Annotated in this window: 21 protein-coding genes; 11 read left to right on the top strand and 10 right to left on the bottom strand. The window is 67.8% G+C overall.

What is annotated here, in order from left to right:
• Positions 1-228 precede the first annotated feature (228 nt).
• From ctaD to NDI86_RS12545, 3 genes are all read right to left on the bottom strand, one after another.
• Entirely contained in the window at positions 229-2,034 is a 1,806-nt protein-coding gene (gene ctaD, locus NDI86_RS12555; RefSeq protein WP_310900782.1) for a cytochrome c oxidase subunit I, read from the bottom strand.
• A 61-nt stretch (positions 2,035-2,095) separates the two neighbouring features.
• Positions 2,096-2,437, bottom strand: a complete 342-nt coding sequence (locus NDI86_RS22110) for a DUF6684 family protein (protein ID WP_417936270.1) — start codon at positions 2,435-2,437, stop codon at positions 2,096-2,098.
• 47 nt (positions 2,438-2,484) lie between these two features.
• Complete coding sequence (locus NDI86_RS12545) at positions 2,485-2,880, bottom strand: DUF7541 family protein (protein WP_310900781.1); 396 nt, start codon at positions 2,878-2,880, stop codon at positions 2,485-2,487.
• 109 nt (positions 2,881-2,989) lie between these two features.
• Between NDI86_RS12545 and NDI86_RS12540 the strand changes: the two genes are divergently transcribed.
• A complete protein-coding gene (locus NDI86_RS12540; protein ID WP_310900780.1) occupies positions 2,990-5,422 on the top strand; it encodes a DUF7527 domain-containing protein in 2,433 nt (810 codons plus the stop codon).
• Between the two features lie 10 nt (positions 5,423-5,432).
• Here the strand turns inward: NDI86_RS12540 and NDI86_RS12535 are convergent, their stop codons facing one another.
• Positions 5,433-5,738: a hypothetical protein gene (locus NDI86_RS12535; RefSeq protein WP_220587891.1), complete on the bottom strand. Its 306-nt coding sequence runs from the start codon at positions 5,736-5,738 to the stop codon at positions 5,433-5,435.
• 249 nt (positions 5,739-5,987) lie between these two features.
• On the opposite strand from NDI86_RS12535, the gene NDI86_RS12530 reads away from it, so the two are divergent.
• The 3 genes from NDI86_RS12530 (at position 5,988) to NDI86_RS12520 (ending at position 8,227) form a co-directional block, all read left to right on the top strand.
• Positions 5,988-7,364 carry an adenylosuccinate synthase gene (locus tag NDI86_RS12530; protein WP_310900779.1) on the top strand — a complete coding sequence of 459 codons (1,377 nt, stop codon included), beginning with the start codon at positions 5,988-5,990 and terminating at the stop codon, positions 7,362-7,364.
• Between the two features lie 63 nt (positions 7,365-7,427).
• The gene (locus NDI86_RS12525) at positions 7,428-7,622 is read left to right on the top strand and encodes a methytransferase partner Trm112 (RefSeq protein ID WP_310900778.1); all 195 of its coding nucleotides are present in this window, start codon (positions 7,428-7,430) and stop codon (positions 7,620-7,622) included.
• Between the two features lie 41 nt (positions 7,623-7,663).
• Positions 7,664-8,227 carry a DUF7524 family protein gene (locus tag NDI86_RS12520; RefSeq protein WP_310900777.1) on the top strand — a complete coding sequence of 188 codons (564 nt, stop codon included), beginning with the start codon at positions 7,664-7,666 and terminating at the stop codon, positions 8,225-8,227.
• Here the strand turns inward: NDI86_RS12520 and NDI86_RS12515 are convergent.
• From NDI86_RS12515 to NDI86_RS12505, 3 genes are all read right to left on the bottom strand, one after another.
• A complete protein-coding gene (locus NDI86_RS12515; protein ID WP_310900776.1) occupies positions 8,224-9,303 on the bottom strand; it encodes a DR2241 family protein in 1,080 nt (359 codons plus the stop codon). The two genes, NDI86_RS12520 and NDI86_RS12515, sit on opposite strands and share 4 nt — an antisense overlap.
• Before the next feature lie 76 nt (positions 9,304-9,379).
• Positions 9,380-10,255, bottom strand: a complete 876-nt coding sequence (locus tag NDI86_RS12510; protein WP_310900775.1) for a CbiX/SirB N-terminal domain-containing protein — start codon at positions 10,253-10,255, stop codon at positions 9,380-9,382.
• A 64-nt stretch (positions 10,256-10,319) separates the two neighbouring features.
• Positions 10,320-11,645, bottom strand: coding sequence for a hypothetical protein (locus NDI86_RS12505; RefSeq protein WP_310900774.1), 1,326 nt, complete (start codon positions 11,643-11,645; stop codon positions 10,320-10,322).
• 198 nt (positions 11,646-11,843) lie between these two features.
• On the opposite strand from NDI86_RS12505, the gene NDI86_RS12500 reads away from it, so the two are divergent.
• The 3 genes from NDI86_RS12500 (at position 11,844) to NDI86_RS12490 (ending at position 14,873) form a co-directional block, all read left to right on the top strand.
• Positions 11,844-12,317 (top strand): DUF7523 family protein, encoded by a 474-nt coding sequence (locus NDI86_RS12500; RefSeq protein ID WP_310900773.1) that lies wholly within the window; start codon positions 11,844-11,846, stop codon positions 12,315-12,317.
• A gap of 287 nt (positions 12,318-12,604) precedes the next feature.
• Positions 12,605-14,095 carry a cysteine--tRNA ligase gene (gene cysS, locus NDI86_RS12495; RefSeq protein ID WP_310900772.1) on the top strand — a complete coding sequence of 497 codons (1,491 nt, stop codon included), beginning with the start codon at positions 12,605-12,607 and terminating at the stop codon, positions 14,093-14,095.
• A gap of 88 nt (positions 14,096-14,183) precedes the next feature.
• A complete protein-coding gene (locus tag NDI86_RS12490) occupies positions 14,184-14,873 on the top strand; it encodes a DUF6517 family protein (RefSeq protein ID WP_310900771.1) in 690 nt (229 codons plus the stop codon).
• An 18-nt stretch (positions 14,874-14,891) separates the two neighbouring features.
• Here NDI86_RS12490 and NDI86_RS12485 read toward each other — a convergent pair whose 3' ends face one another.
• Both NDI86_RS12485 and NDI86_RS12480 read right to left on the bottom strand, forming a co-directional pair.
• The gene (locus tag NDI86_RS12485; protein ID WP_310900770.1) at positions 14,892-15,149 is read right to left on the bottom strand and encodes a DUF7410 domain-containing protein; all 258 of its coding nucleotides are present in this window, start codon (positions 15,147-15,149) and stop codon (positions 14,892-14,894) included.
• Positions 15,146-16,525 (bottom strand): hypothetical protein, encoded by a 1,380-nt coding sequence (locus NDI86_RS12480; RefSeq protein ID WP_310900769.1) that lies wholly within the window; start codon positions 16,523-16,525, stop codon positions 15,146-15,148. The genes NDI86_RS12485 and NDI86_RS12480 overlap by 4 nt, the downstream gene beginning before the upstream one ends.
• A gap of 332 nt (positions 16,526-16,857) precedes the next feature.
• Here NDI86_RS12480 and NDI86_RS12475 point away from each other — a divergent pair, with 332 nt between their 5' ends.
• Together NDI86_RS12475 and NDI86_RS12470 are read left to right on the top strand one after the other, a co-directional pair.
• Entirely contained in the window at positions 16,858-17,715 is an 858-nt protein-coding gene (locus NDI86_RS12475; protein ID WP_310900768.1) for a cytochrome c oxidase subunit 3, read from the top strand.
• 40 nt (positions 17,716-17,755) lie between these two features.
• On the top strand, positions 17,756-17,998 hold the full coding sequence (locus NDI86_RS12470) for a DUF7385 family protein (RefSeq protein ID WP_310900767.1): 243 nt from the start codon (positions 17,756-17,758) through the stop codon (positions 17,996-17,998).
• A gap of 6 nt (positions 17,999-18,004) precedes the next feature.
• On the opposite strand, the gene NDI86_RS12465 is transcribed toward NDI86_RS12470, so the two are convergent.
• Positions 18,005-18,304, bottom strand: coding sequence for a DUF7562 family protein (locus NDI86_RS12465; RefSeq protein WP_310900766.1), 300 nt, complete (start codon positions 18,302-18,304; stop codon positions 18,005-18,007).
• 251 nt (positions 18,305-18,555) lie between these two features.
• On the opposite strand from NDI86_RS12465, the gene NDI86_RS12460 reads away from it, so the two are divergent.
• Entirely contained in the window at positions 18,556-19,596 is a 1,041-nt protein-coding gene (locus NDI86_RS12460) for an NAD(P)-dependent alcohol dehydrogenase (protein WP_310900765.1), read from the top strand.
• A gap of 72 nt (positions 19,597-19,668) precedes the next feature.
• On the top strand, positions 19,669-20,193 hold the full coding sequence (locus NDI86_RS12455) for a DUF8173 domain-containing protein (RefSeq protein WP_310900764.1): 525 nt from the start codon (positions 19,669-19,671) through the stop codon (positions 20,191-20,193).
• Positions 20,194-20,225: the final 32 nt, after the last annotated feature.

Raw genomic sequence — 20,225 nt, 5'->3', positions numbered from 1 at the left:
TTAGCCTTTTTCACTTCCGGTCCCAAGACCCCGTATGTCACAGAAGGAACTCCTGTTTATCGTGCTCTCGGGCATCGCACTGATGATGTTCATCACCGCTATCGTGCTGGTCTCGGGCGCGAGCTAACCGCCGCCGGTGTATATACGAGCCATCTCTTTCCGAGCGACGACGGGGACGGTAGCCGCCCCGCTCAAGCACTCGAAGAATAGCGAACGAAGGCCGCGTCGTCAGTTATCGTCGTCGTGCTGGTCGTCGACCTGCCCGCCGTCGGTCAGCGCCGATTGCTCCGCGTCCTCGCCGCCGTCGGTGACGGCCGTCTCCAGTTTGCGGTCGAACCAGGTCCACTCCTTGTCGAGCATCCCGTCGCGTTCGAGGTTCCACGGGTCGCCGTCCTCGACTTTCGGCCCCTCGAGCCACGACTGCAGCAGGTTCCAGACGAAGATGAGCTGCCCGACCAGCAGGATAAAGGCCCCCGCAGTGGCCAGCAGGTGGAACGTACTGACCTGTGCCAGCGGCGCGATGGCGCCGTCGAACTGGTAGGTCGCGTACCGGCGGGGCATCCCGAGGTAGCCAAGCGCCAGCATCGCGAAGAAGGTCAGGTTGGTGCCTATCATCGAGAGCCAGAAGTGGGCCTTCCCGAGCGTGCGCTGGTACATCCGGCCGGTGAACACCGGGAACCAGTAGTAGATGCCCGCGAACACCGCGAAGCCGATGGCGCCCATGACGATGTAGTGGAAGTGACCCACGACGTAGTAGGTGTCGTGCAACACCAGGTCGACGGGGATGGCGGCGAGGAAGACGCCGGTGACGCCGCCGATGATGAAGTTCGAGACGAAGCCGATACAGAACAGCATCGGGCTCGTCAGGCGCAGGCGGCCGTTCCACATGGTCGTAATCCAGTTGAACGTCTTGACGGCGCTCGGTATCGCGATGGCGAGCGAGACGGCCATGAAGGAGGCCCGCAGGCGCGGGTCCATCCCCGTCGAGAACATGTGGTGGGCCCACACGCCGAACGAGAGGACGCCGATAGCCAGCGTCGAGTAGACGACGAACTTGAAGCCGAACAGCTTCCGGCCGGCGAACTTCGGCAGGATGAGGCTGACCAGTCCCATCGGCGGCAACACGAGGATGTACACCTCGGGGTGGCCGAAGAACCAGAACAGGTGCTGCCACAGCAGCGGGCCGCCGCCCTCCACGGCGAAGAACGTCGTCCCGAGGTTCCGGTCGAGCAACAGCATGACGATTGCGCTGCCAAGCAGCGGGAAGGCAAAGAGGATGAGCGCCGACTGGGTGAGGATGGTCCACGAGAAGATGTCGAGGTTCGCCCAGTTGACGTCCTCGCCGCGCTCGGTGAACACCGTCGCGATGAAGTTGATGGCACCCATCGTCGCGGCGACCCCCGAGAGGTGCAGCCCCAGCAGCATCAGGTCGACGCCGGGGTTAGCCTGTTCGGCCGACAGCGGCGCGTACATCGTCCAGGACGTCTGGGCGGGCTCTATCATGTTCTCCGTGACCGGCGCGAGGAAGAACCCGGCCCAGATGAGTAACGCCGCCGGCGGCAACAGCCAGAACGCGATGGCGTTGATGCGCGGGAACGCCATGTCGTCGGCGCCGATGAGCAGCGGGATGAAGTAGTTCGCGAAGGCGGCGATGATGGGCGTCCCGAAGAGGAACAGCATCGTGATGCCGTGACTCGTCAGGATGGAGTTGTACGCGTTCGTCCCCAGAATCGCCCCGCCCGGCGTGATGAGCTGGATGCGGATGAGCATCGCCATAATACCGCCGACGGCGAAGGCGATGATGCCGTACAGCCCGTACAGCAGTCCGATGTCTTTGTGGTCGACGGTCGTCAGCCAGCGGATGAGTCCGGTGGGTTTCTCCCGGTTGAGGACGACGGCGTCCTCGCCCGTCGCTGTCCCACCTCCGGCCAGCGGCGTGTACGACCGCCAGTTCTCGATGCGCGTGAGTAACGCGATGACGCCGACGAGGAGGACGGCCATCAGCCCCGTCAGCACTAGATCTCCTACAGCCATAAACGAACGTCAGGACTGAGTGATAATGAAAGGGCCGGTTCCTTGGCCCGTCTTCCGGTACTTACGCCTCGGGCAGTTCGTCGTCGTCCGAGGTCAGTTCGGCCTCCTCTTCGACCGTGTCGTCTTCGTCCAGCGTGCCGCTCGTGGCGTTTGGCTCCTCAATCGCGGCGTGGTCGACCGCCTCTTCGGCCCCTTCGATGGCCCTGCCGGCGTAGTAGGTCAGCACCGCCAGCAGGAGGAACATCGAGACCATCAGCGAGAACTGTAACCCGCTGAAGACCGGGTCGAGGCCGAACGGATTCACGACCGCGAAGGCCGCGATGAAAAAGAGGATGATACCAAGCGGGATGACGTTGACTGTGAGGTCAAGTAGGGTGTCCTTTTCGAACCCGAACAGTGCCATATAGGCAGCGTTTGGAAGCGGGGCGGTAAATAGACTGTTGGTTTGTCTCAGACTTTCGTCTGCTCGACGACGGAGGCGACGCCGCCCATCGCGACCATCACGACGCCGGCGCACGCGACGGCGACGAGGCGCGTGAACAGCGGGCCGTCGCCGACGTTGGCGACGGTGATATCGGCCATCGGGAGGTAGGCGACGGCCAACCCCGCGGCGGCGGCGGCCAGGACGGCGCCGACGCCGACCAGCGTCGGCCACGGGCGGGTGACGTACCCCGATTCCGTGAGGATGCCGGCGATGGACCCGCCAAAGAGGATGAGACCGAAGACGGCCACCGGAAAGAGACCGATGAAGACGCCGATTTCCGAGAGGACGAGGCCAAGCGCGACGAACACCGGCCACGGGCTCGCCGTCCGGTACTGGTCGCTCAGTCCGGGTTGCTCTTCCATACCCGCGGTTGGGTGCCCGGCGTGATATGCCCATCGGAGTTCGCTCGTGTCCGCGCGGTGTCAGACGCCGGCACAAACTATTTGGTTGCCATACGGCTTGGTGAAGGTAATGAGTATGCGTACGGTAGAGCTAGTATCCGAGTGGGACACGGTGCCCTTCGACGGCGGCTACGACGGGCTCCGCTCCCTCTCCGACCAGGGTTTCTCCGGTGCCGTCACCGCCGGCCCCACACAGCTGTTCATGCTGAACGGCACCGTGGTGGGCGTCCTCGACGGGGACATCGAGGCGTTCGACGGCGCCGACGGCACCGCGCGGGCCGCGCCACACGACGCCTTGCCCCTGCTCGTCGTGATGCAGGACCGGGCAGACGGTCCGCGCGCACAGTACTACACGGAGGACACGCCGGTTTCGGACGTCGACCGGACGCTGAAGGACGGCAACTTCACCGGCTTCGTCGAGCTGTCCGAGAACGTCCTCTCCGGGGACTACTATCTCGTCTACCACCAGGGCCGCTCGATGAGCGTCGCGTGGGTCGGGACCGCACAGCGGCTCGTCACCGACGAGGAGGCCTTCGAACAGGCCGACGGCGAGGTGGGTATCTACCAGGTCATGCCGGCCGACATCGAGCCCGTCGAGATTCCCGAGCCGCCGGAACCGGGCCCGTCGGCGGAGGAGGGCGCGGGGGCGGCTGTACCCGACGACGGCTCGGACGGGCGAGCACGAGACGAGGACGACGCCGGGTCGCCCGAGGGCGTGACAGCCGACGAGGGGCGGGAGTCGGAGACAGAGGCCGAGTCCGCGCCGACGGACGGGAGCGCAGTCGCCGCGAGCGACCGGGCGGAGTCTGACGACGCCTCGGAGACCGGGACGGCGACGGCCGCGACGGCGGACGTGTCAGAGCGGGGGACCGGTCCGGCCGGCCCGCCCGGGTCGAAAGCGGCCGGCGCGAGTCAGGGCACGGCCGTCGACAGGCACCGGCAGGGACAGTCCGAGCCCGGTGCGACCGACAGCGGGGCTGCGGACGAGACCACCGCCGCCGAGGCGGAGACGGCGGCGACGGAGCCAGCGGACCCGGCACTGGGCGAGACGAAGCCCGACGCGTCGACGGCGAGCGACGCCGAGCCCGAACTGTCTCGGTCGGACGAACCCGAGGCGGCGGCCGCCGCCGAACCCGCGTCCGCGCCCACGGAGGCGTCCGAGCGCGAGACCGCACGGGAGACGAAGACGGCCGAGACACCGACAGAGCGAACCGAGGAGCCGGCGACGACCGAGAACGCCGGAGAGAGCCGGACCGCGGCCGACAGCGACGCCGTGGGCGACCTCGAAACCCGGTCGATACCGTCGCTTGACCCCGACCGGTCGAGTTCCACGGCGGAGCCGACGGCAACCTCGACGGCGTCACAACAGTCGGCTCAGAAGAAGTCGTCACAACAGTCGGCTCAGAAGAAGTCGTCACAACAGTCGACCCAGAAGAAGCCGTCTCAACAGTCGGCATCGGCGAAGTCGTCACAGCAGCAGACCCGGTCGGCCGACAGTTCCGCGGCCCGGCGCGCGCCCGCCACCGAGTCCGACCGGTCGGAGGAGTCAGCGACGGCCGCCGAGCCCGAGCCGTCCCCGGAGCTCCGGGCCGAACTGGCGGACCGCGAGGCCGAAATCGCGGAGCTGGAGAGCGAGATACGTGACCTCTCGGCGGAGAACGACGAACTGACCGCCGAGCGCGACCGGTTGCTCGGCGACTTGGAGGAGGCCCGTGCCGAGATACAGCGACTGGAGGAGGAACTCGCGGCCGCCGGCGGGCCAGCCCCGAGCGGGCGGTCGCTCTCGGCGGCGGAGGCCATCGACGGGACCAACCTCTTCGTTCGCTACCACTCCAAGGGCGAGGCCACACTGGAGAAGGCAAAGAACGGGAGCGCCGACCGGTCGTCGGTCGAGGATAACCTCCGGCTCGAACACCACACGCAGTTCGACGGTGCGAACGCCGCCGTCGACGGCGAGCCCTTCGAGGAGTTCCTGCACGACAGCATCCAGTACCGCTTCGTCGACTGGCTCGTCAGGAACCTGCTGTACGAGATACGGGACACCGGCCACGAGAGTGCGATGGGCGTGCTCTACGACGCCCTGCCGGCGGTCGACCGCGCCGAACTCAACGGGAAGGTGTCGGTCACCTACACCGAGGACGGCCAGGAACACCGCTCACAGGAGACCTTCGACGTGGTCGTGCGCGACCGGATGGGCAACCCGCTCGTGGTCGCCAACATCAACGACTCCCGCCAGCCCGCGACCGACGGGCAGATGACCGACATCGTGCGCAACGCCGAACGGGTCGGCAACGCCTCGGACTCGCTGGCGGGCGCGTTCCTGGTCACCAGCAGCTTCTTCGAACCGGAGGCACTGGAGACGGCCGAGGAGGCGACCTCCAGCGGGCTGTTCTCCCGCGACAAGCGCAAGAGCTTCGTCAACCTCTCGCGGAAGGGCGGCTACCACCTGTGTCTGCTCGAAGCGCGAAACAGGGAGTTCCACCTCGCCGTGCCGGAACTCTAGAAGAGACCGCTTAGCTCTCTATCTCTGCGGCGTCGTCGATTTTCATCCCTTCGAGCTTGTCGATTATCTCGTCGATCTTCTCGTCCAGGTCGTCGACGAACTCGCCGGTCTGTTCCGTGGTAATCGCGCCCTGGCTGGAGGGCTCGATGAGGTTCTCCTCTTCGAGAACGCGAAGGGAGTAACGAACCTTGTGGTGTGGATAGCCCGTCTCGTTGGACATCTTCACGATACCGATAGGCTCGTTCTCAATTACCATGCGAAGCACCTGCAGATGGCGCTCCAGCATGTCGACTTCCTTCTCAAGCCTGTCTATCATGGCAATTGTTAACTTGTGTTGGGTGGGTTTAAAAGTTACCCTCACTCACCCGACCTTGCCGGTTTCACGGTACAGCGGCGAGGTTCTTAAATGCGTCGTAACAGTTCACATGGGGCGTGTTGTCGTGCGTGAGCGGACGCCGGGAGCGTCGACGCCCCACTCGGGGCCGGCGACCGCCCACCTGCGGTCGCGAGACCGCCGACTGTGAGACCGTAATCGGTTTATCACGGTGGGCGGAAGGTCCGTGCGATGACCGTAACCATCGTCGGCTCGCAGCTCGGCGACGAGGGCAAGGGCGGCATCGTCGACCTGTACGGCGACGACGTGGACGTCGTCGCGCGGTACCAGGGCGGCGACAACGCCGGCCACACCGTCGTCCACGAGGGCGAGACCTACAAGCTCTCCCTCGTCCCGAGCGGGGCCATCCGCGGCAAGGTCGGCGTGCTCGGCAACGGCTGCGTCGTCAACCCGCGAACACTGTTCGACGAGCTAGACACACTGCAGGAGCGCGGGCTGGACCCGGACGTCCGTATCGCCAAGCGCGCGCATATCATCTTTCCGTTCCACCGCGTGCTCGACGGCATCGAGGAGAAAGTCAAGAGCGAATCCGACAGCGAGGTCGGCACCACGGGCCGGGGTATCGGCCCGACCTACGAGGACAAGGCCGGTCGGCGCGGTATCCGGGCCGGCGACCTGCTGAGCCCCGAGGTGCTCCGGGAGCGACTCGAATACGTCGTCCCCCAGAAGCGCGCCGTCGTCGAGGACGTCTACGGCATGTCGGTCGACGACCTGGAGGACCCCGACGCGCTGGACGTGGACGCCCTCTACGAGGAGTTCCGCGAGTACGGCGAGCGCTTCGCAGAAGAAGGCATGACCGTCAACGCCAGCGTCTTCCTGACCGACGCCATGGCCGAGGGCCAGAACGTCATGCTCGAGGGCGCACAGGGGACCACCATCGACATCGACCACGGGAACTACCCCTACGTCACGTCCTCGAACCCGACCGCCGGCGGCGCCACGACCGGCACCGGTCTCAGCCCCGGCGTCGTCGGCGGCGGCGAAGTCGTCGGCATCGTCAAGGCCTACCTCACCCGCGTCGGCAGCGGCCCCCTGCCAACCGAACTGGGCGGCGTCGTCGGGGACACGCCGGGCTACGAGGAGCAGGGCGAAGGGGAGAACGAGGCACTCGCGACCCAGATTCGCGAGGAGGGCGGCGAGTACGGCACCGTCACCGGCCGCCCGCGGCGGGTCGCCTGGCTCGACATGCCGATGCTGCGCCACGCCGCGCGGGTGTCGGGCTTTACCGGCCTCGCCATCAACCACCTCGACGTGCTGGCCGGGCTAGACGAGGTCGAAGTGGGCCACACGTACACGCTCGACGGCGAGGAACTCGACACGCTCCCGGCTACCACCGAGGAGTGGGGCCGCTGTGAGGCGACCTACCGCAGCTTCGACGGCTGGCCCGAGGTCGACTGGGCCGAGGCCGCGAGCGAGGGGTACGAGGCGCTGCCCGAGAACGCCCGCGACTACGTCGAGTACATCGAGGACGAACTGGACACGCCGGCCTACGCCATCGGCGTCGGCCCCGGCCGCGGCGAGACTATCGTCCGCGAACGACCCTTCTGAGCCCGCACGCTGGGCGTGGCGCCAGACAGTATCCTTTTATTCCCACCGGCCCCAGCCTCGGGTATGAAAGAGGACCTGATGGACATCATCTGCTGTCCGCTGGACAAACACGACCTCGACCTCGACGTCTCCGAGCGCGACGACGAGGAGATTCTGGCGGGCACGCTCACGTGTACGGAGTGTGGCGAGTCCTTCCCCATCGAGGACGGCATCCCGAACCTCCTCCCGCCGGACATGCGCGAGGAAGCGCCCTCCTGAGGCCCTGAAGCTTTTTCTTTCACCGTCTCGCACGCTCTAGCGTGTCCGACGCCATGACCGTCCACGTCAACCGCGAGGGACGCCACAGTCTCTCGGTGCCCGACAGCTTCACCGCGAGCGGCAGCTTCGACGTGGTGCTGGTCAACCACGGCGACTCGACGCACGTCCACCTCCATCTCGACGACGCGCTCTCCGAACAGGCCGCCGTCGACGCCCCGAACCACCACGTCGAGGGCGACGGCGAGCGGCGGGTCCGGGTGACCCGCACCGGCGACGGGACCGCCAGCGGGCGCCTGAAACTCGTCACCGGCTACGGTGCGACGACCCGTCACGTCGACGTGGGGTTGACCGAGCCACGACCCGCGGACGAATCGGTGCCAGTGGGCGAGGAGTTGACGAGACCACAGCCGCGGGCCGAGAGCGAGGCGGCCGCCGGCCTTGGCTCGGTCCCCATCGGAACCGTGCTCGCGGCCGGCGGGCTGGCGGTCGGGCTCGCGGTCGGCGCCGGTGCCGCCCTCGGGAGCGCCGCGGCGGTGGTCGGCGCGGTCGCGGTCGCGCTGCTCGTGGTCGGTGTCGTCGTCGCGGTGCTCGCGAGCAGGACCTAGTCGTCGGTCTCGACGCCGGCGAGGTTCCCCTCGTCGTCGAACAGCTTCGCCCGGAGGAACCGGGTCCGGTAGCGGTTCGCCCCGTCGTAGACGTCGGCCTCGCGGATGTCGTCGGCCCGCCCGTCGGCGACGGCGTCGACGATGGCCTCGACCTGCTCTTTCTCGCTTGGCGTGAGTTCGAACTCGTAGGTCCGTGTCTCCTCGCCCTCGAGTTTGGTCCACTGGCGGGCCGCGGCGATGACCAGCGAGCAGGGCTCCCGGCAGGGGAACTCGCCGTCGCCACCGCCTACGTCGAGGTCGGTCTCGTCGTCGTACTCCCACTCGCGGCGTTTCAGACACTGGGAGTCGTCACAGCAGGCCTCGGCGACCCAGTTGACGTGTTCGTACCCCTCGCCGCGGTCCCAGGTGCGGACGACGCCGTAGATGCCCGTCTGGCGGGAAACGGTCTCGTGCCAGTGGTCGATATCGAGGTCGCCCTCGCGCTCGCGGTGCCAGTTCTGGACCGTCGCAGGGTAGAAGGCGTGGACCGCCTCGACGACGTCGGCGGACCCCATGCCGGGGAACCGCCAGCCGGTCTGCAGCGACGGCGCGGTCTTGAGCGGCCGGTAATCCCCGTCGTCGTCCAGTTTGGCCAGTTCGCGTGCGTCCAGCGGGTCGTTATGTGCGTCCAGTTCTTCGGTGGGCGTCCCGGCGTCGTCGACGTGTCGCAGGTCGTAGCTGCGGCCGGCTGACCCGTCGAGCGAGACGGAGACCTGCAGTTGGCCCCACTCCGTGGCGAGCCCGTCGGCGAGGGCGTCGTAGCGCGCCGGAACGCCGTGCTCGTCGGCCCCTTCGAGCCAGCGGAGGAAGGCCCAGCGGGCGTCCGTCTGTGGCGCGACCGCGTGCCAGAAGTACCAGTTCCCCACGTGAGGGTCCTCGGCCGCGAGCTCGCGGAGCCCGGCCTCGTCGAGTCCGCCGGCCGCGGTGTCGGGCGTCTCGAAGACGTAGCCCTCCGGGTCGTCCTCGACGCGGAGACCGTCGAAAGCGATACCGTCCGGCGCGGTAGCCACCAGCGCGTCCACCGGGTCCTCGTCCATACCGGACCACGGGACTCGGACGAAAAAAACGAGTCGGTTCCCACGGGGGTTGCCGCGACGCGCGGCCCGTAACGCGTCAGTCGCCCGACGCGCTCGCGCCGCTCTCCCCGCGGACCTGCTCGATGGCGGCGCGAACGTCCGCGCCGGCGTCGGCCGCCCGCTCCAGCACTACGTCGGCCATGAGCGGTTCGGTCCCGACAGCACCGGTGTACCAGATGTCGTGCCCGTCGACCGTCTCCGGCACGTCCCAGCCGTCGCGGTAGTCCTCACACAGCCCCATGTCCTCGGGGATGTCCTCCTGGGTGTGGTAGCCGTCGGCGATAAAGAGCGGGACGACGACGATATCGTCGCTCTCGAAGAAGTCGGTCACGTCGTCGACCTCGGGGTCCTCGTCCATGAACAGCGCCTGCACCTCGTCGAAGCGGTCCATCGCCGCGATGCGGTCGGCGTGGTACTCGATGGCCTTCGCGGAGTTCTCGTTGCGCTCGGTGCCGTGGCCGACCACCGCGAGTCCGAACCCCTCGCCTACGTCGGGGTCGCCGGTGGCCGACTTCGCGCGCTGGACGATGACGTCGCTCATCGAGTCGTGGGTGCCGACGGGACCGCAGTAGTGGACCGTCTGGCCCGTGTCGCCGGCGGTGAGCGTGGCGGAGTCCGCGCTGGTCCCGTCGGAGCCCCACAGTTCGGGGTCCCACTCGTCCAGGCGGAACTCCCGCGGGATGACCTGCTCGGTGAAGTAGCCCTCCGAGATGAACAGCGGGACCAGATACACCTCGTCGGCGTCGACGGTCCGCAGGGCCTCCCGGAAGTGGGGTTCCTCCTTCCAGAACGACTCTCTGACTTCGTCGAACGCGCCGGTCGCCCGGATGGTGTCGGCGTGGGAGAACGTCGGCGTGCTCGACTCGGCGTTCAGGTGCGAGCCGTGGGCGGCGATGACGAGCGCTTGGGACATAGGTGGTCGTTGGACCGAACCGGCCTTAGGGGCTTCGCACCGCGGCCAGAGACGGGGACAGGAACTAATCGCGGTCTATCTCCGTGACGTGGCGCTGTGCGAGCGACTCCGATTCGACGAGGCGGACCCCGAGGTCGTCGGCCAGTCGCTCGTCGGCCTCCCGCACCGTGCCCGTCGTCGCCAGCATCACCGTGTCGGTGCCGGCGGCTCCGGTGACGGCGTCGCACTTTTCGATACTGTCCCCGACAGTACCGTCCTCGGGGCTGTGGACGACGACGCCCAGCAGTTCGTCCCCGGAGTCCGCGAGCAAGTCGAACGGACCGCTCGCCTCGGGACGGACAGACCAGCCGGCCTTCGCCAGCACCTTGTGGACCATCTCCGTCAGCGCCTCTATCGTCGGCGGGTCCACGGTGTCGGACAGCGTCGCCACGTTGCGCAGCCGAACCCCGAGGTCCGCGGCCAGTCGCGCGTCGGCGCTGCGGATGTCGGCCGTCGTCGCCAGCATCACCGTGTCGGTGCCCGCCGCGCCCGTAATCGCGTCACATCGCTCGATGGTACTCCGGTCGATACGGCCATCCTCGGGACAGTGGACGACGACGCCGACCAGTTCGTCCTCGCGCTCGGCCAGCAGGTCGAAGGGGCTCTCGGGCTTTGCCCCCCGGGCGCGCCAGTCGGTCTTTGCCAGCGCCTGCAGGATGTCGTCTATCGCCGTCTCGGTGTCGGGTTTGTCCGGTCGCGCCGCCGTCGCGGACGTCCGGCTCTCGGGCGACGCGGCGGCCGTGCCGTCCTCGTCACTCTCACCCGAGGCGGCGCCCTTCGCCGTGGGTATCATCCCGGCAATCCGGTCGCGCTCCAGCGACTTCGCGGAACCCACCGTGGCTTCGAACAGCCCCCGTATCGACTCGGTGGCGGCGCGCACTCGCCCGCCAGTCTCGCACCCGTCGCTCGCGTCCCGGAGATACGCTGCCACCTCCGACAGCCCGCTGGCCGCGGTGTGAACCCCCCACGTCGTCCCGTCGGCACGTTCGATGGTCAACAGCCCGGTCTCACCTTTCGTCGCCGTCCCCACGTCCGTTATCTCCGAGATGTCGAGCGCGAACTGTCGGTCGCCGCCCACTTTGCCGACCAGCGCGAGCACCCGTCGGTCCGTGACGACCACGACGGTCTCGTACCGGCGGTCCGGTAGCACGTGTCGGGTCGTCCCGCCTCGTATCCTGAGACCCTGCTTTCGGTTGGTCACGACGAACTGGACCGTCTCGTCGTCCTCGACGGCGTCTATCGCCGGTCGGTCTGCGAGATACTCGCCGGTGCGAAAGCCGCTCTTTACCGTCGCGGTGAGCGCTTCGGGCAGTCGGTCCTCCCCAGCGGTTACGTTGATAATCTGCCCCACAGAGTTCACCCCACTTGACAGACGAGTCCCTGTCCAGTCGTTACACGCTTCCTTTAGATATCATTGGAGAAAAAACTTCGCTAATCACGAAGGAAGTCAGCCGACGTCCCGAAGCGGACCGCGCCACGGCGAACTCCCCGCGGGCGCCCGCACTCGCTGCCGGCCACACTTTTGGCCCCTCCCCACCGAGGAAGGCGCATGTCACTCGCCGCCGCCACCCGCGACGCCGTCCGCGAGCGCCCCTTCCTCTACGACGGGCTCCGCGCCGGCGTCGTCAACTACACCGCCGCCGCCAGACTGCTCGACGTCGAGGGCGACACCGACGCCGTCGCCACCGCCCTGCGGCGCTTCGCCCAGGAACTACCCGACGAGACGGCCGGCGAGAGCGAAGCCCGCGTCTCGATGCAGAGTGGCCTGGGCCGCGGCGGCGACGGCGACACCCTCCTCACAGTGGGCGACACCCGCCTGTGCGACGGCGGTGGCTCGCTGACGGGCATCGTCGCCAGCGGGGACGTCTCCCCGGCGGCGCTCGGGGACGTGCTCGGCCGACTGCGCGCGGCCGACATCGCCGTCGATGCCGCCGGCGTCGGGGACGAGACGCTCGTCGTGGTGGTCGAACGGCGCGACGGTCCCGACGCCCTGCGCGTGGTCGAGGGTGCCGTGGGGCGTTAAATGCGGTCAGCCGGACTACGTGACTAAACCGGCTACTCGGACGACATGGTCGGAGCCGTCCGGTACAACCACGCCGAGTGGACTGAAAGTGGCGGGGCGTTCGCGAAGGCGGGCGACGTAAGGACCACAGGGAGCGTAGCGACCGAGGACCGCAGCGAGCCCCCGAGTCGAACGGGCCGGGGCTTTCTGGCTGTTCACTGCAGTTGTGTCCTCGTGTAGGCCAGTGATAGCAAAGTAAAAGACTCGTTCCGACGCCTTCAAGCGGCCCGATAGAGTGGACACAGGTAATGACGCTGCGCGTGACGAACACGCTGACCGGCGAGACGGAGCCGTTCGAGCCACGCGACCCCGACTCCGTGTTGCTGTACTACTGCGGCCTGACCACGTCTGACCCACCCCATCTGGGCCACGCCCGCGGCTGGGTCCACGTCGACGTGATGTGTCGCTGGCTGGAGTGGCTGGGCTACGACGTCCGCCACGTCGAGAACTTCACCGACGTCAACGAGAAAATCGTCGCCCGCGTCGGCGAGGACGGCGAGAGCGAGGCCGACGTCGCGCGCCACTACGTCCGGCAAGTCATCGAGGATATGCGGTCGCTGAACCTGTCTCGTGCCGAGGTGTACCCGCGGGTCTCCGAACACGTCCCCGAGATAATCGGACTCGTCGAGCGCCTCGTCGAGAGCGGCCACGCCTACGAGGTGAACGGCTCGGTCTACTTCGACGTGACCAGCTTCGACGACTACGGCGCGCTCTCGGGCCAGTCGGTCGAGGACCTCGAATCCCAGGGCGAGGCGACCGGCGAGAAGCGCCACCCCGCGGACTTCGCGCTCTGGAAGGCCGGCGGTGTCGCCCCCGAGGACATCGCCGACCACCAGCATCCCGAGGCCGCACCCGCCGACGAGGCCTGTGAGACGGCCCAGACGTGGGAGTCGCCGTGGGGCGAGGGCCGACCCGGCTGGCACATCGAGTGCTCCGCGATGTCGATGACCCACTTAGACGAGACCATCGACATCCACGTCGGCGGGCAGGACCTCGTCTTCCCTCACCACGAGAACGAGGTGGCCCAGAGCGAGGCCGCGACGGGCCAGCGCTTCGCCGACTACTGGCTCCACGTCCGACTGCTGGAGACGAAAGGCGAGAAGATGTCCTCCTCGCTGGGGAACTTCTTCACCGTCTCGGAGGCCGTCGAGGAGTTCGGTCCCGACGTACTCAGAACCTTCCTCCTGTCGACGGCCTACACCTCCCGGGCGACCTACAGCGAGGCGACCATCGCCGAAGCGCGGGAGCGCTGGGACCGCCTGAACCGGGGCTACGAGCGCGCGGTCGCGGCCTGTGACGACGTCGACGCCTACGCCACCGTGACCCACGACGGCCTCCGGGAGGCCGTCGCCGAGGCCCGCGAGGCGTTCGAAGCGGCGATGAACGACGACTTCAACACCCGCGAGGCGACGACCGCACTACTCGACCTCACCGGCGAGCTGAACGCCTACGTCGACGACCGGGAAGAGTACGACTACGTCGCGCTCCGGCGGGCCGTCGAGACGTTCGAGGAGTTCGGCGGCGGCGTGCTCGGTCTCTCCTTCGGGGACGGCGGCGACGGCGGCGACGTCGCGCTCGCCGGCGACCTGGTTGAACTCGTCCTCCAGGCCCGCGAGGACGAGCGGGCCGCGGGCAACTACGAGCGGGCCGACGAACTGCGCGACGAACTCGAAGCGCTGGGCGTCGAGGTGCAGGACACCGACGACGGCCCCACCTACCGACTCGGCGACAGCGGCTGATAGAAGCGCCGGGGCTCGGGGCCAACGGGGACTTTCACCCACGGAGACAGCCACGAAACTTATACACGAAGAACCGGGTTGTGTTGGTATGCGTCGTGTCATTCTGACAGCCGTTGTCGCGCTACTGGTCGTCTCGTCGGGCTGTGTCGGTCTCCTGACCGGCGAGACCGTCGAGTTCGAGGCCAGCGAGGGGACCGTGAGCGACGGCACGCTCGACTCGACCGGCTACGAATCGAACAACACGTCCGAGCGGACGATTACGCGGGACGTGAGCTTCTTCGGCCAGGAGCGGACCATCCGTATCGTGAACCAGGTGACGCGCTACTCGAAAAGGGGGAACCTGGCGAACGCGACCGGGAACGAGACGCTGGCCCGGGCCATCGAGCGCGGCGAGGTCGACTCGACGACCGTCCCCGGTCTCTCGCGGTTCGTCGTCCTCACGTCACCGGGCGCGACGGTCGCCGGGCAGTCGCTCAACCCCGCGGCGAGTTGGTCCAACGAGCGCATCTTCGAGGAGGTCGCAGGCCAGACCGGACAGCTGAACGACCTCGAGAAGGACGGCAGTCGGACGACGGAGTCGCTGGGCGAATCGCGCACCGTCACCGAGTTCACCGCGACGACCGAGGTAGAGGGTCGTGAGGTCGACGTGCGGGCTCACGTGGTCAGCTTCGAACACGAGGGCGACGTCGTCGTCGCGGTCGGCGTCCATCCGGAGAACGTCGACGAGGCGGAGAACGTCGACGAGCTACTGGGCGGGCTGGAACACAGCGGCGACTAGAACTCCTCTCTACCACTCTCAGACGAGCGCGTAAATCATCAGCAGACAGAAGTAGATGGCGACGAGCGCGCCGAGCGCGCGGAGTCGGAAGACGCCCAGCTCCGACTCCTCGGCGTCGTGTGCCGCCCGGAACGCCGCGACCTCCTCGTCGTCAAGCTGTGCCGGGTGGTCGAGCCCGCGATGCAAGGCGAGCCACTCCTCGCGGGCGAACGGGCGCCCGCAGTAGCGACACTCGTAGGACTCCGCGTTCTCGGGGACGTCGTAGTCGTCGGTCATAGGTAGGGGAGTGGCACCTCCGGTCGGGAGACGACCCACAGGCTCGTCATCGTGTAGAACACCATCACCGCGATGAAGGGGTACTGCGAGCGGACGGCCTGGAGCCGCGACGGGAAGGCGTCGTAGGCGGCGGCGTGGGCCACCCAGATGGCGAGCAGGTGCCCGACGACGACGGCGGCGATGCCGACGCCGCCGAACCAGCCGGGCGGGTCGTAGATGGGGACGGCGCCGGGGTCAGACAGCGGCGACAGCAGCGCCACCCACAGCGCCGGCGCGAGCACGAGGAAGTAGCCCAGGTAGTGCGCGAGGTGATAGCCCGCGGCGATGGCCAGAAGCGGCGGGGCGAACCGCACGGCGAGGGTGTCGGCGTCGAGATACGTGTCGGCGGCCCGACGGCTCAAGCGGACGGCGAGCCAGTAGGCACCGAGGAAGAGGCCGAAGCCGGCCGCGAGCGCGAGCGGGTAGAGCGCCTGGGCCGGCAGGCCCGCCCCGACCAGCGGCGCCGTCAGGTCGCGCCAGGCCGGCGTCGTCACGAGGCCGTCGAAGGTGGTCCCCCACAGGAGGGCGACGACGAAGGCCACCTCGTCGCGGCCGTCGACCAGCCGCGGCGTCGAGAGGTCCATCCCCGGCAAGCGCAGCCGCAGGCCCCGCTCGTCGTAACCGATGGGCGCGACGCGGCCGTAGTAGCGAAAGACCCGTTCGACCGGGTCCGCCTCGGCGAACCACGTCTCGCGGCCGAAGACGACGGCCCCGGCGAGGGTCACGAGGCTGTAGCCGACGATGGCGCTCGCCAGCAAGCGCGGGTCGTCGGCCAGCGGGCTGACGACTTCGAGCCAGATGAGCGCGAGCAATCCGACGACGCTCGGCCAGGCACCGACGCGTTCGGGGTACGCCCGGTCCAGCGACGGCAGCGCCAGCGCGATGGTGTCCAGCGGGTTGAGCGCCCGCCAGGTGTTGCCGACGAGATACGTCGTCATCGCCAGCCCGGCCCACCAGCCGACCCACACCAGCAGGATGGCGAGGTTCGTCTGGGGGGTCGTCGGCCCGACGAAGCCGACGGCGAGCACGGTCACGTAGCCCGCGAGCCCGACGGCGCGGGCCGTGAGTTCGGGGGCCCGGGAGTCGCTCACGGTCAGCGGCGTCCCCCAGTCGTGGATACGCTCGATGAACGCGCGGTCGGTGACGAAGGAAGCCAGCAGGAACGAGGCGCCGACGGCGGCACCGCCCGTCGAGAGGAACAGCCAGGTCGGCACCGTGATGGACTCGCGGCCGCCCCCGGCGAGGCTCCCCCCGTGGGCCGAGACGGTGCCGGCAGCGAGCAACAGACAGCACGTTCCGGCCAGCCAACCGACGACGCGGCCTCGGCGCGGTGTCATCAGCGGTGCTAGGGTCTTGGGGCCCCTTTACTTTCCGACATCGGAGCGCCGCGACAGTGCTGACCGACGGCGTAGCGACACTTCGGTCCCGCTCTGGTCGGCCCCGCTTTGCCTCGAGGTATCTCACTTCGGTCGGTATCCGCCCGCTCCGCGGGTCGCTTCGCTCACGCCTCCCGATAGTCGCCGTTCGCAATCGCGGCCTCCCCTCGGTCGGCACCTCGCTCGCTCCACGGCTCCCTGGGGTCGCCGTTCCGCCTCGAAGTATCTCCCTGCGGTCGATACCTCGCTTCCAATGGGATGGGCTTTTGATACTCCGTCCGTAAGAGGGCGATATGAGTACATCCGACGAACACGAGGGGGGGCACGAACACCACCTCCCGGCGACGGAAGACTGGCCACACGGCTTCGGCGAGGCGAGCTGGTGGCCCTTCATCACGGCTATCGGCGGCTCGGGCATATACGTCGGGGCGGCGCTGTTCGTCCTCTCGATGGGCGAGAACGCGCTCGTGAGTTCGACCATCGGCGCCGGCGTCGCCGTCGGCAGCATCGGCCTGTTCCTGGTCGGCATCTACGGCTGGCTCTACCACGCCTTCGTCGTCGACTTCTGGGAGCGGGGTACCGACCAGCACTCCGGACGCACGCTGAAGTTCGCGATGTTGCTGTTCCTCGGGACCGAAATCGCCACGTTCGGGGCCGGCTTCGTCTACTACTTCTTCGTCCGTGGGAGCGACGTCTGGCTCGCGGCCGACATCCCCCACGTCTGGGGGTCGCTGGTCGTCGTCAACACCCTCATCCTCGTCGCCAGTTCCGTCACGCTGCACTACAGCCACGTGGCGCTGCGCAACGACAACCGGTCGCGCTTCCTGAAGCTGCTCGGCGTGACGCTCCTGCTCGGCGTCGTCTTCATCGGCGGACAGGTCTACGAGTACTACGAGTTCATCGTCCACGAGGGGTTCACCATCGGTGAGGGTATCTACGGCTCGGCGTTCTACGGCCTGACCGGCCTCCACGGGCTCCACGTCACGATGGGTGCGGTCCTGCTCGGTATCGTCTTCGTCCGCGGCTGGTACGGACAGTACTCCCCCCAGCGCCACACCTCCGTCTCGACGGCCTCGATGTACTGGCACTTCGTCGACGCCGTCTGGGTGTTCCTGGTCGTCGTCCTCTACATCGGCGCGAACCTGGTCTGAGGGCTCCAACGCTTAAGCCCCGGCACCGTCTCGAACCCGTATGGAGCAGTTAGACGTCAGCGGCGGGTTCGACGTCCACGACTACCGCCACGGACTGAAACTGTTGAAACAGGACAGCGGGACGATGACGCTGGCGAATCGCGACGGCTTCGCCTGCCCGGCCTGTGGCGAGCCCTTCGAGCGCCTGTTCGTCAGCGAGCGACGGACCAACAGCTTCGGCGACCCGGGCACCGCGTTCTGTCTCGCTCGCGCCGACGACTCGCTGCTCGTGTTGACCCACTGAGTCCCATCACTCCTCGCTGGCACTGACACCGTCCCCCGCAGCGAGCGCGAGGTAGCGAGCGACGAACGCCTCCGCGCTCCCCGCACCGTTTGCCGCCTCGACGAGACGGTCCTCCAGCCCGTCGCGCGGGCTGTGACACCGCTCCCGGTCACAGGGCGTACAGAGGAACTCGAAGGACTTCTCGTCGCGGTCCCAGCGGTCGCCGTGCTTGTCGTACTCGCGGGCGTCCGAGCGCGACACCGAGTCGCCACAAGCGATGCAGGTGACGGTCGAGGGTTCGCGGTGCCAGGCGTCTCGGAACGTCATCGCCGGAGTGCCCCCCGCGGACCGGCGTGACTGGGGTCGTGTCGTGACATATATCACCCTTCAGGTGCCGTCACGGTCGCCCTTCTGCCCCACTGGGGAGGTCGGTTTATACGACAGACCGCTACTGGCGACCGTGACAGGCCGGTCCAGCGGCGATACAGCGCGGCGAGTGGCCGTCTCGGGGCTTGCGTGCTCGAAGTGGAGAAAATAACAGCCGAATTTTATAACGAACTATAACTATTATTCAGGGGATGCGCGCCGCCAGACTGCACGAGTACACGGACGACATGGAAGCGGGGCTGTCCATCGACGAGGTGGACGAACCGGAGGTAACGAACAGCGACGACGTCATCGTCGAGGTAGAGGGGGCCGGCTGGTGTCAGACGGACAATCACATCATCGAGGGAATGTGGGAGCAGTACGTCCCCCAGCCCCTGCCGATGACACTGGGCCACGAGAACGCCGGTACCGTCGTGGCCGTCGGCGACGAGGTCCAGTTGGTCGAGCCGGGCGACCAGGTCATCTGTCACCCGGTCCAGACCTGTGGCACCTGTCGTCCCTGCCGGCAGGGCGAGACGATGTACTGCGAGAACGACGCGTTCAACGGGCTGACGACCGACGGCGGCTTCGCCGACCTGTTGCACACGAGCGAGCGGTCGGTCATCCCGCTGCCCGACGGGGTCGACCCGGCCGACATCGCGCCGCATGCCGACGCGGGCATCACGGCCTACCACGCCGCGAAGAAGGCCGTGGGCGGTCTCAACCCCGGTGACGCGGCGGTCGTCATCGGCGTCGGCGGCCTGGGCCACATCGGCCTGCAGTGTATCGACGCGATGAGCGCCGCCGACATCGTCGCCGTCGACATCAAAGAGTCCGCCCGCGACCTCGCCAGCGACCTGGGCGCCCACTACACCGTCGACCCGACCAGCGAGGACGTGGCCGCGGAAATCGAAGGGATAACCGACGGCGTCGGCGCGGCGCAGGTGCTCGATTTCGTCGGGGCGGACGAGACCACCGCCCTCGCGCCCGACATCTGTGCCGCCGGCGGCGACCACCACATCATCGGCTACGGCGGCCACATCCACGAACCGTCCCAGGCGCTCGTCAACGGCGAGTTCGCCTATCAGGGCAACATCGTCGGCCGCTACGCCGAACTGCAGGAACTCGTCGCGCTGGTCGAACGCGACGCCGTCTCCTTGCACACCACCCAGTACGACCTCGAAGACGTCAACGACGTCGCGGTGAAATTAGAGGAACGGGAGATAGACGGCCGCGCGGTCATCATTCCCTGAGCCGGCACGGAGCGGCGACGACTGGACCCGGCACACACCACGCTTTTTTCCGGCGCACCACTCTGGACAGTCATGCCCGCTCCGTTGTCGGCCGTCACGGCGGCGTTACAGATGGGGCCAGGTCCTGGCCCGCAAGTAGAGCCCGTCGCGAACCCGCTTCTCAACCTCGCCGGCAGCGCCGTCGGGGCCTTCCTGACGACGCTCGTCGTCGGCGCAATCCTGGTCGCCGTCGCGCCCGACTACACCGAGCGGAAGATGGCCGCGCTACTCGAGGCACCCGTCGGCTCGTTCCTCTATGGCTTTGCCGCCGCGGTGTTTCTCCTGCTCGTAATCGTCGTCCTCGTGTTCACTATCATCGGTATCCTCGTCGCTATCCCGCTCGCGCTCGTGCTGTATGTCATCTGGGCCGTCGGCGCGGCCATCGCCTTCCTCGCGGTCGGCGAGCGACTGGTCGGCCGGGACGACGGCTGGGCGAAACCGCTCGTCGTCGGGGCCGCTATCAACGGCGCGCTGACGCTGACCGGTATCGGTGGTCTCCTCACGTTTGCCATCGGCGCCGCCGGCTTCGGCGCCGTGCTGCGGGACTACCTCGGCTGAGTTCCCCGCTGTGCCCGGCCGTCGCTGTCGAC

Source organism: Haloarcula onubensis (assembly GCF_031624605.1).
In the GTDB taxonomy this organism is placed as follows: Archaea; Halobacteriota; Halobacteria; order Halobacteriales; family Haloarculaceae; genus Haloarcula; species Haloarcula onubensis.
This window is presented reverse-complemented; position numbering and strand designations above follow the sequence as displayed.

What these genes read in the sequence shown, in the direction of transcription:
- NDI86_RS12530 (WP_310900779.1), top strand. Translation starts at nt 5,988, where the DNA reads ATGACCGTAACCATCGTCGGCTCGCAGCTCGGCGACGAGGGCAAGGGC.
- NDI86_RS12465 (WP_310900766.1), bottom strand. Translation starts at nt 18,304, where the DNA reads ATGACGTTCCGAGACGCCTGGCACCGCGAACCCTCGACCGTCACCTGC.
- NDI86_RS12485 (WP_310900770.1), bottom strand. Translation starts at nt 15,149, where the DNA reads ATGACCGACGACTACGACGTCCCCGAGAACGCGGAGTCCTACGAGTGT.
- NDI86_RS12460 (WP_310900765.1), top strand. Translation starts at nt 18,556, where the DNA reads ATGCGCGCCGCCAGACTGCACGAGTACACGGACGACATGGAAGCGGGG.
- NDI86_RS12535 (WP_220587891.1), bottom strand. Translation starts at nt 5,738, where the DNA reads ATGATAGACAGGCTTGAGAAGGAAGTCGACATGCTGGAGCGCCATCTG.
- NDI86_RS12515 (WP_310900776.1), bottom strand. Translation starts at nt 9,303, where the DNA reads ATGGACGAGGACCCGGTGGACGCGCTGGTGGCTACCGCGCCGGACGGT.
- NDI86_RS12510 (WP_310900775.1), bottom strand. Translation starts at nt 10,255, where the DNA reads ATGTCCCAAGCGCTCGTCATCGCCGCCCACGGCTCGCACCTGAACGCC.
- NDI86_RS12470 (WP_310900767.1), top strand. Translation starts at nt 17,756, where the DNA reads ATGGAGCAGTTAGACGTCAGCGGCGGGTTCGACGTCCACGACTACCGC.
- NDI86_RS12490 (WP_310900771.1), top strand. Translation starts at nt 14,184, where the DNA reads ATGCGTCGTGTCATTCTGACAGCCGTTGTCGCGCTACTGGTCGTCTCG.
- NDI86_RS12545 (WP_310900781.1), bottom strand. Translation starts at nt 2,880, where the DNA reads ATGGAAGAGCAACCCGGACTGAGCGACCAGTACCGGACGGCGAGCCCG.
- NDI86_RS12500 (WP_310900773.1), top strand. Translation starts at nt 11,844, where the DNA reads ATGTCACTCGCCGCCGCCACCCGCGACGCCGTCCGCGAGCGCCCCTTC.
- NDI86_RS12455 (WP_310900764.1), top strand. Translation starts at nt 19,669, where the DNA reads ATGCCCGCTCCGTTGTCGGCCGTCACGGCGGCGTTACAGATGGGGCCA.
- NDI86_RS12480 (WP_310900769.1), bottom strand. Translation starts at nt 16,525, where the DNA reads ATGACACCGCGCCGAGGCCGCGTCGTCGGTTGGCTGGCCGGAACGTGC.
- NDI86_RS12475 (WP_310900768.1), top strand. Translation starts at nt 16,858, where the DNA reads ATGAGTACATCCGACGAACACGAGGGGGGGCACGAACACCACCTCCCG.
- NDI86_RS22110 (WP_417936270.1), bottom strand. Translation starts at nt 2,437, where the DNA reads ATGGCACTGTTCGGGTTCGAAAAGGACACCCTACTTGACCTCACAGTC.
- NDI86_RS12540 (WP_310900780.1), top strand. Translation starts at nt 2,990, where the DNA reads ATGAGTATGCGTACGGTAGAGCTAGTATCCGAGTGGGACACGGTGCCC.
- NDI86_RS12525 (WP_310900778.1), top strand. Translation starts at nt 7,428, where the DNA reads ATGAAAGAGGACCTGATGGACATCATCTGCTGTCCGCTGGACAAACAC.
- cysS (WP_310900772.1), top strand. Translation starts at nt 12,605, where the DNA reads ATGACGCTGCGCGTGACGAACACGCTGACCGGCGAGACGGAGCCGTTC.
- ctaD (WP_310900782.1), bottom strand. Translation starts at nt 2,034, where the DNA reads ATGGCTGTAGGAGATCTAGTGCTGACGGGGCTGATGGCCGTCCTCCTC.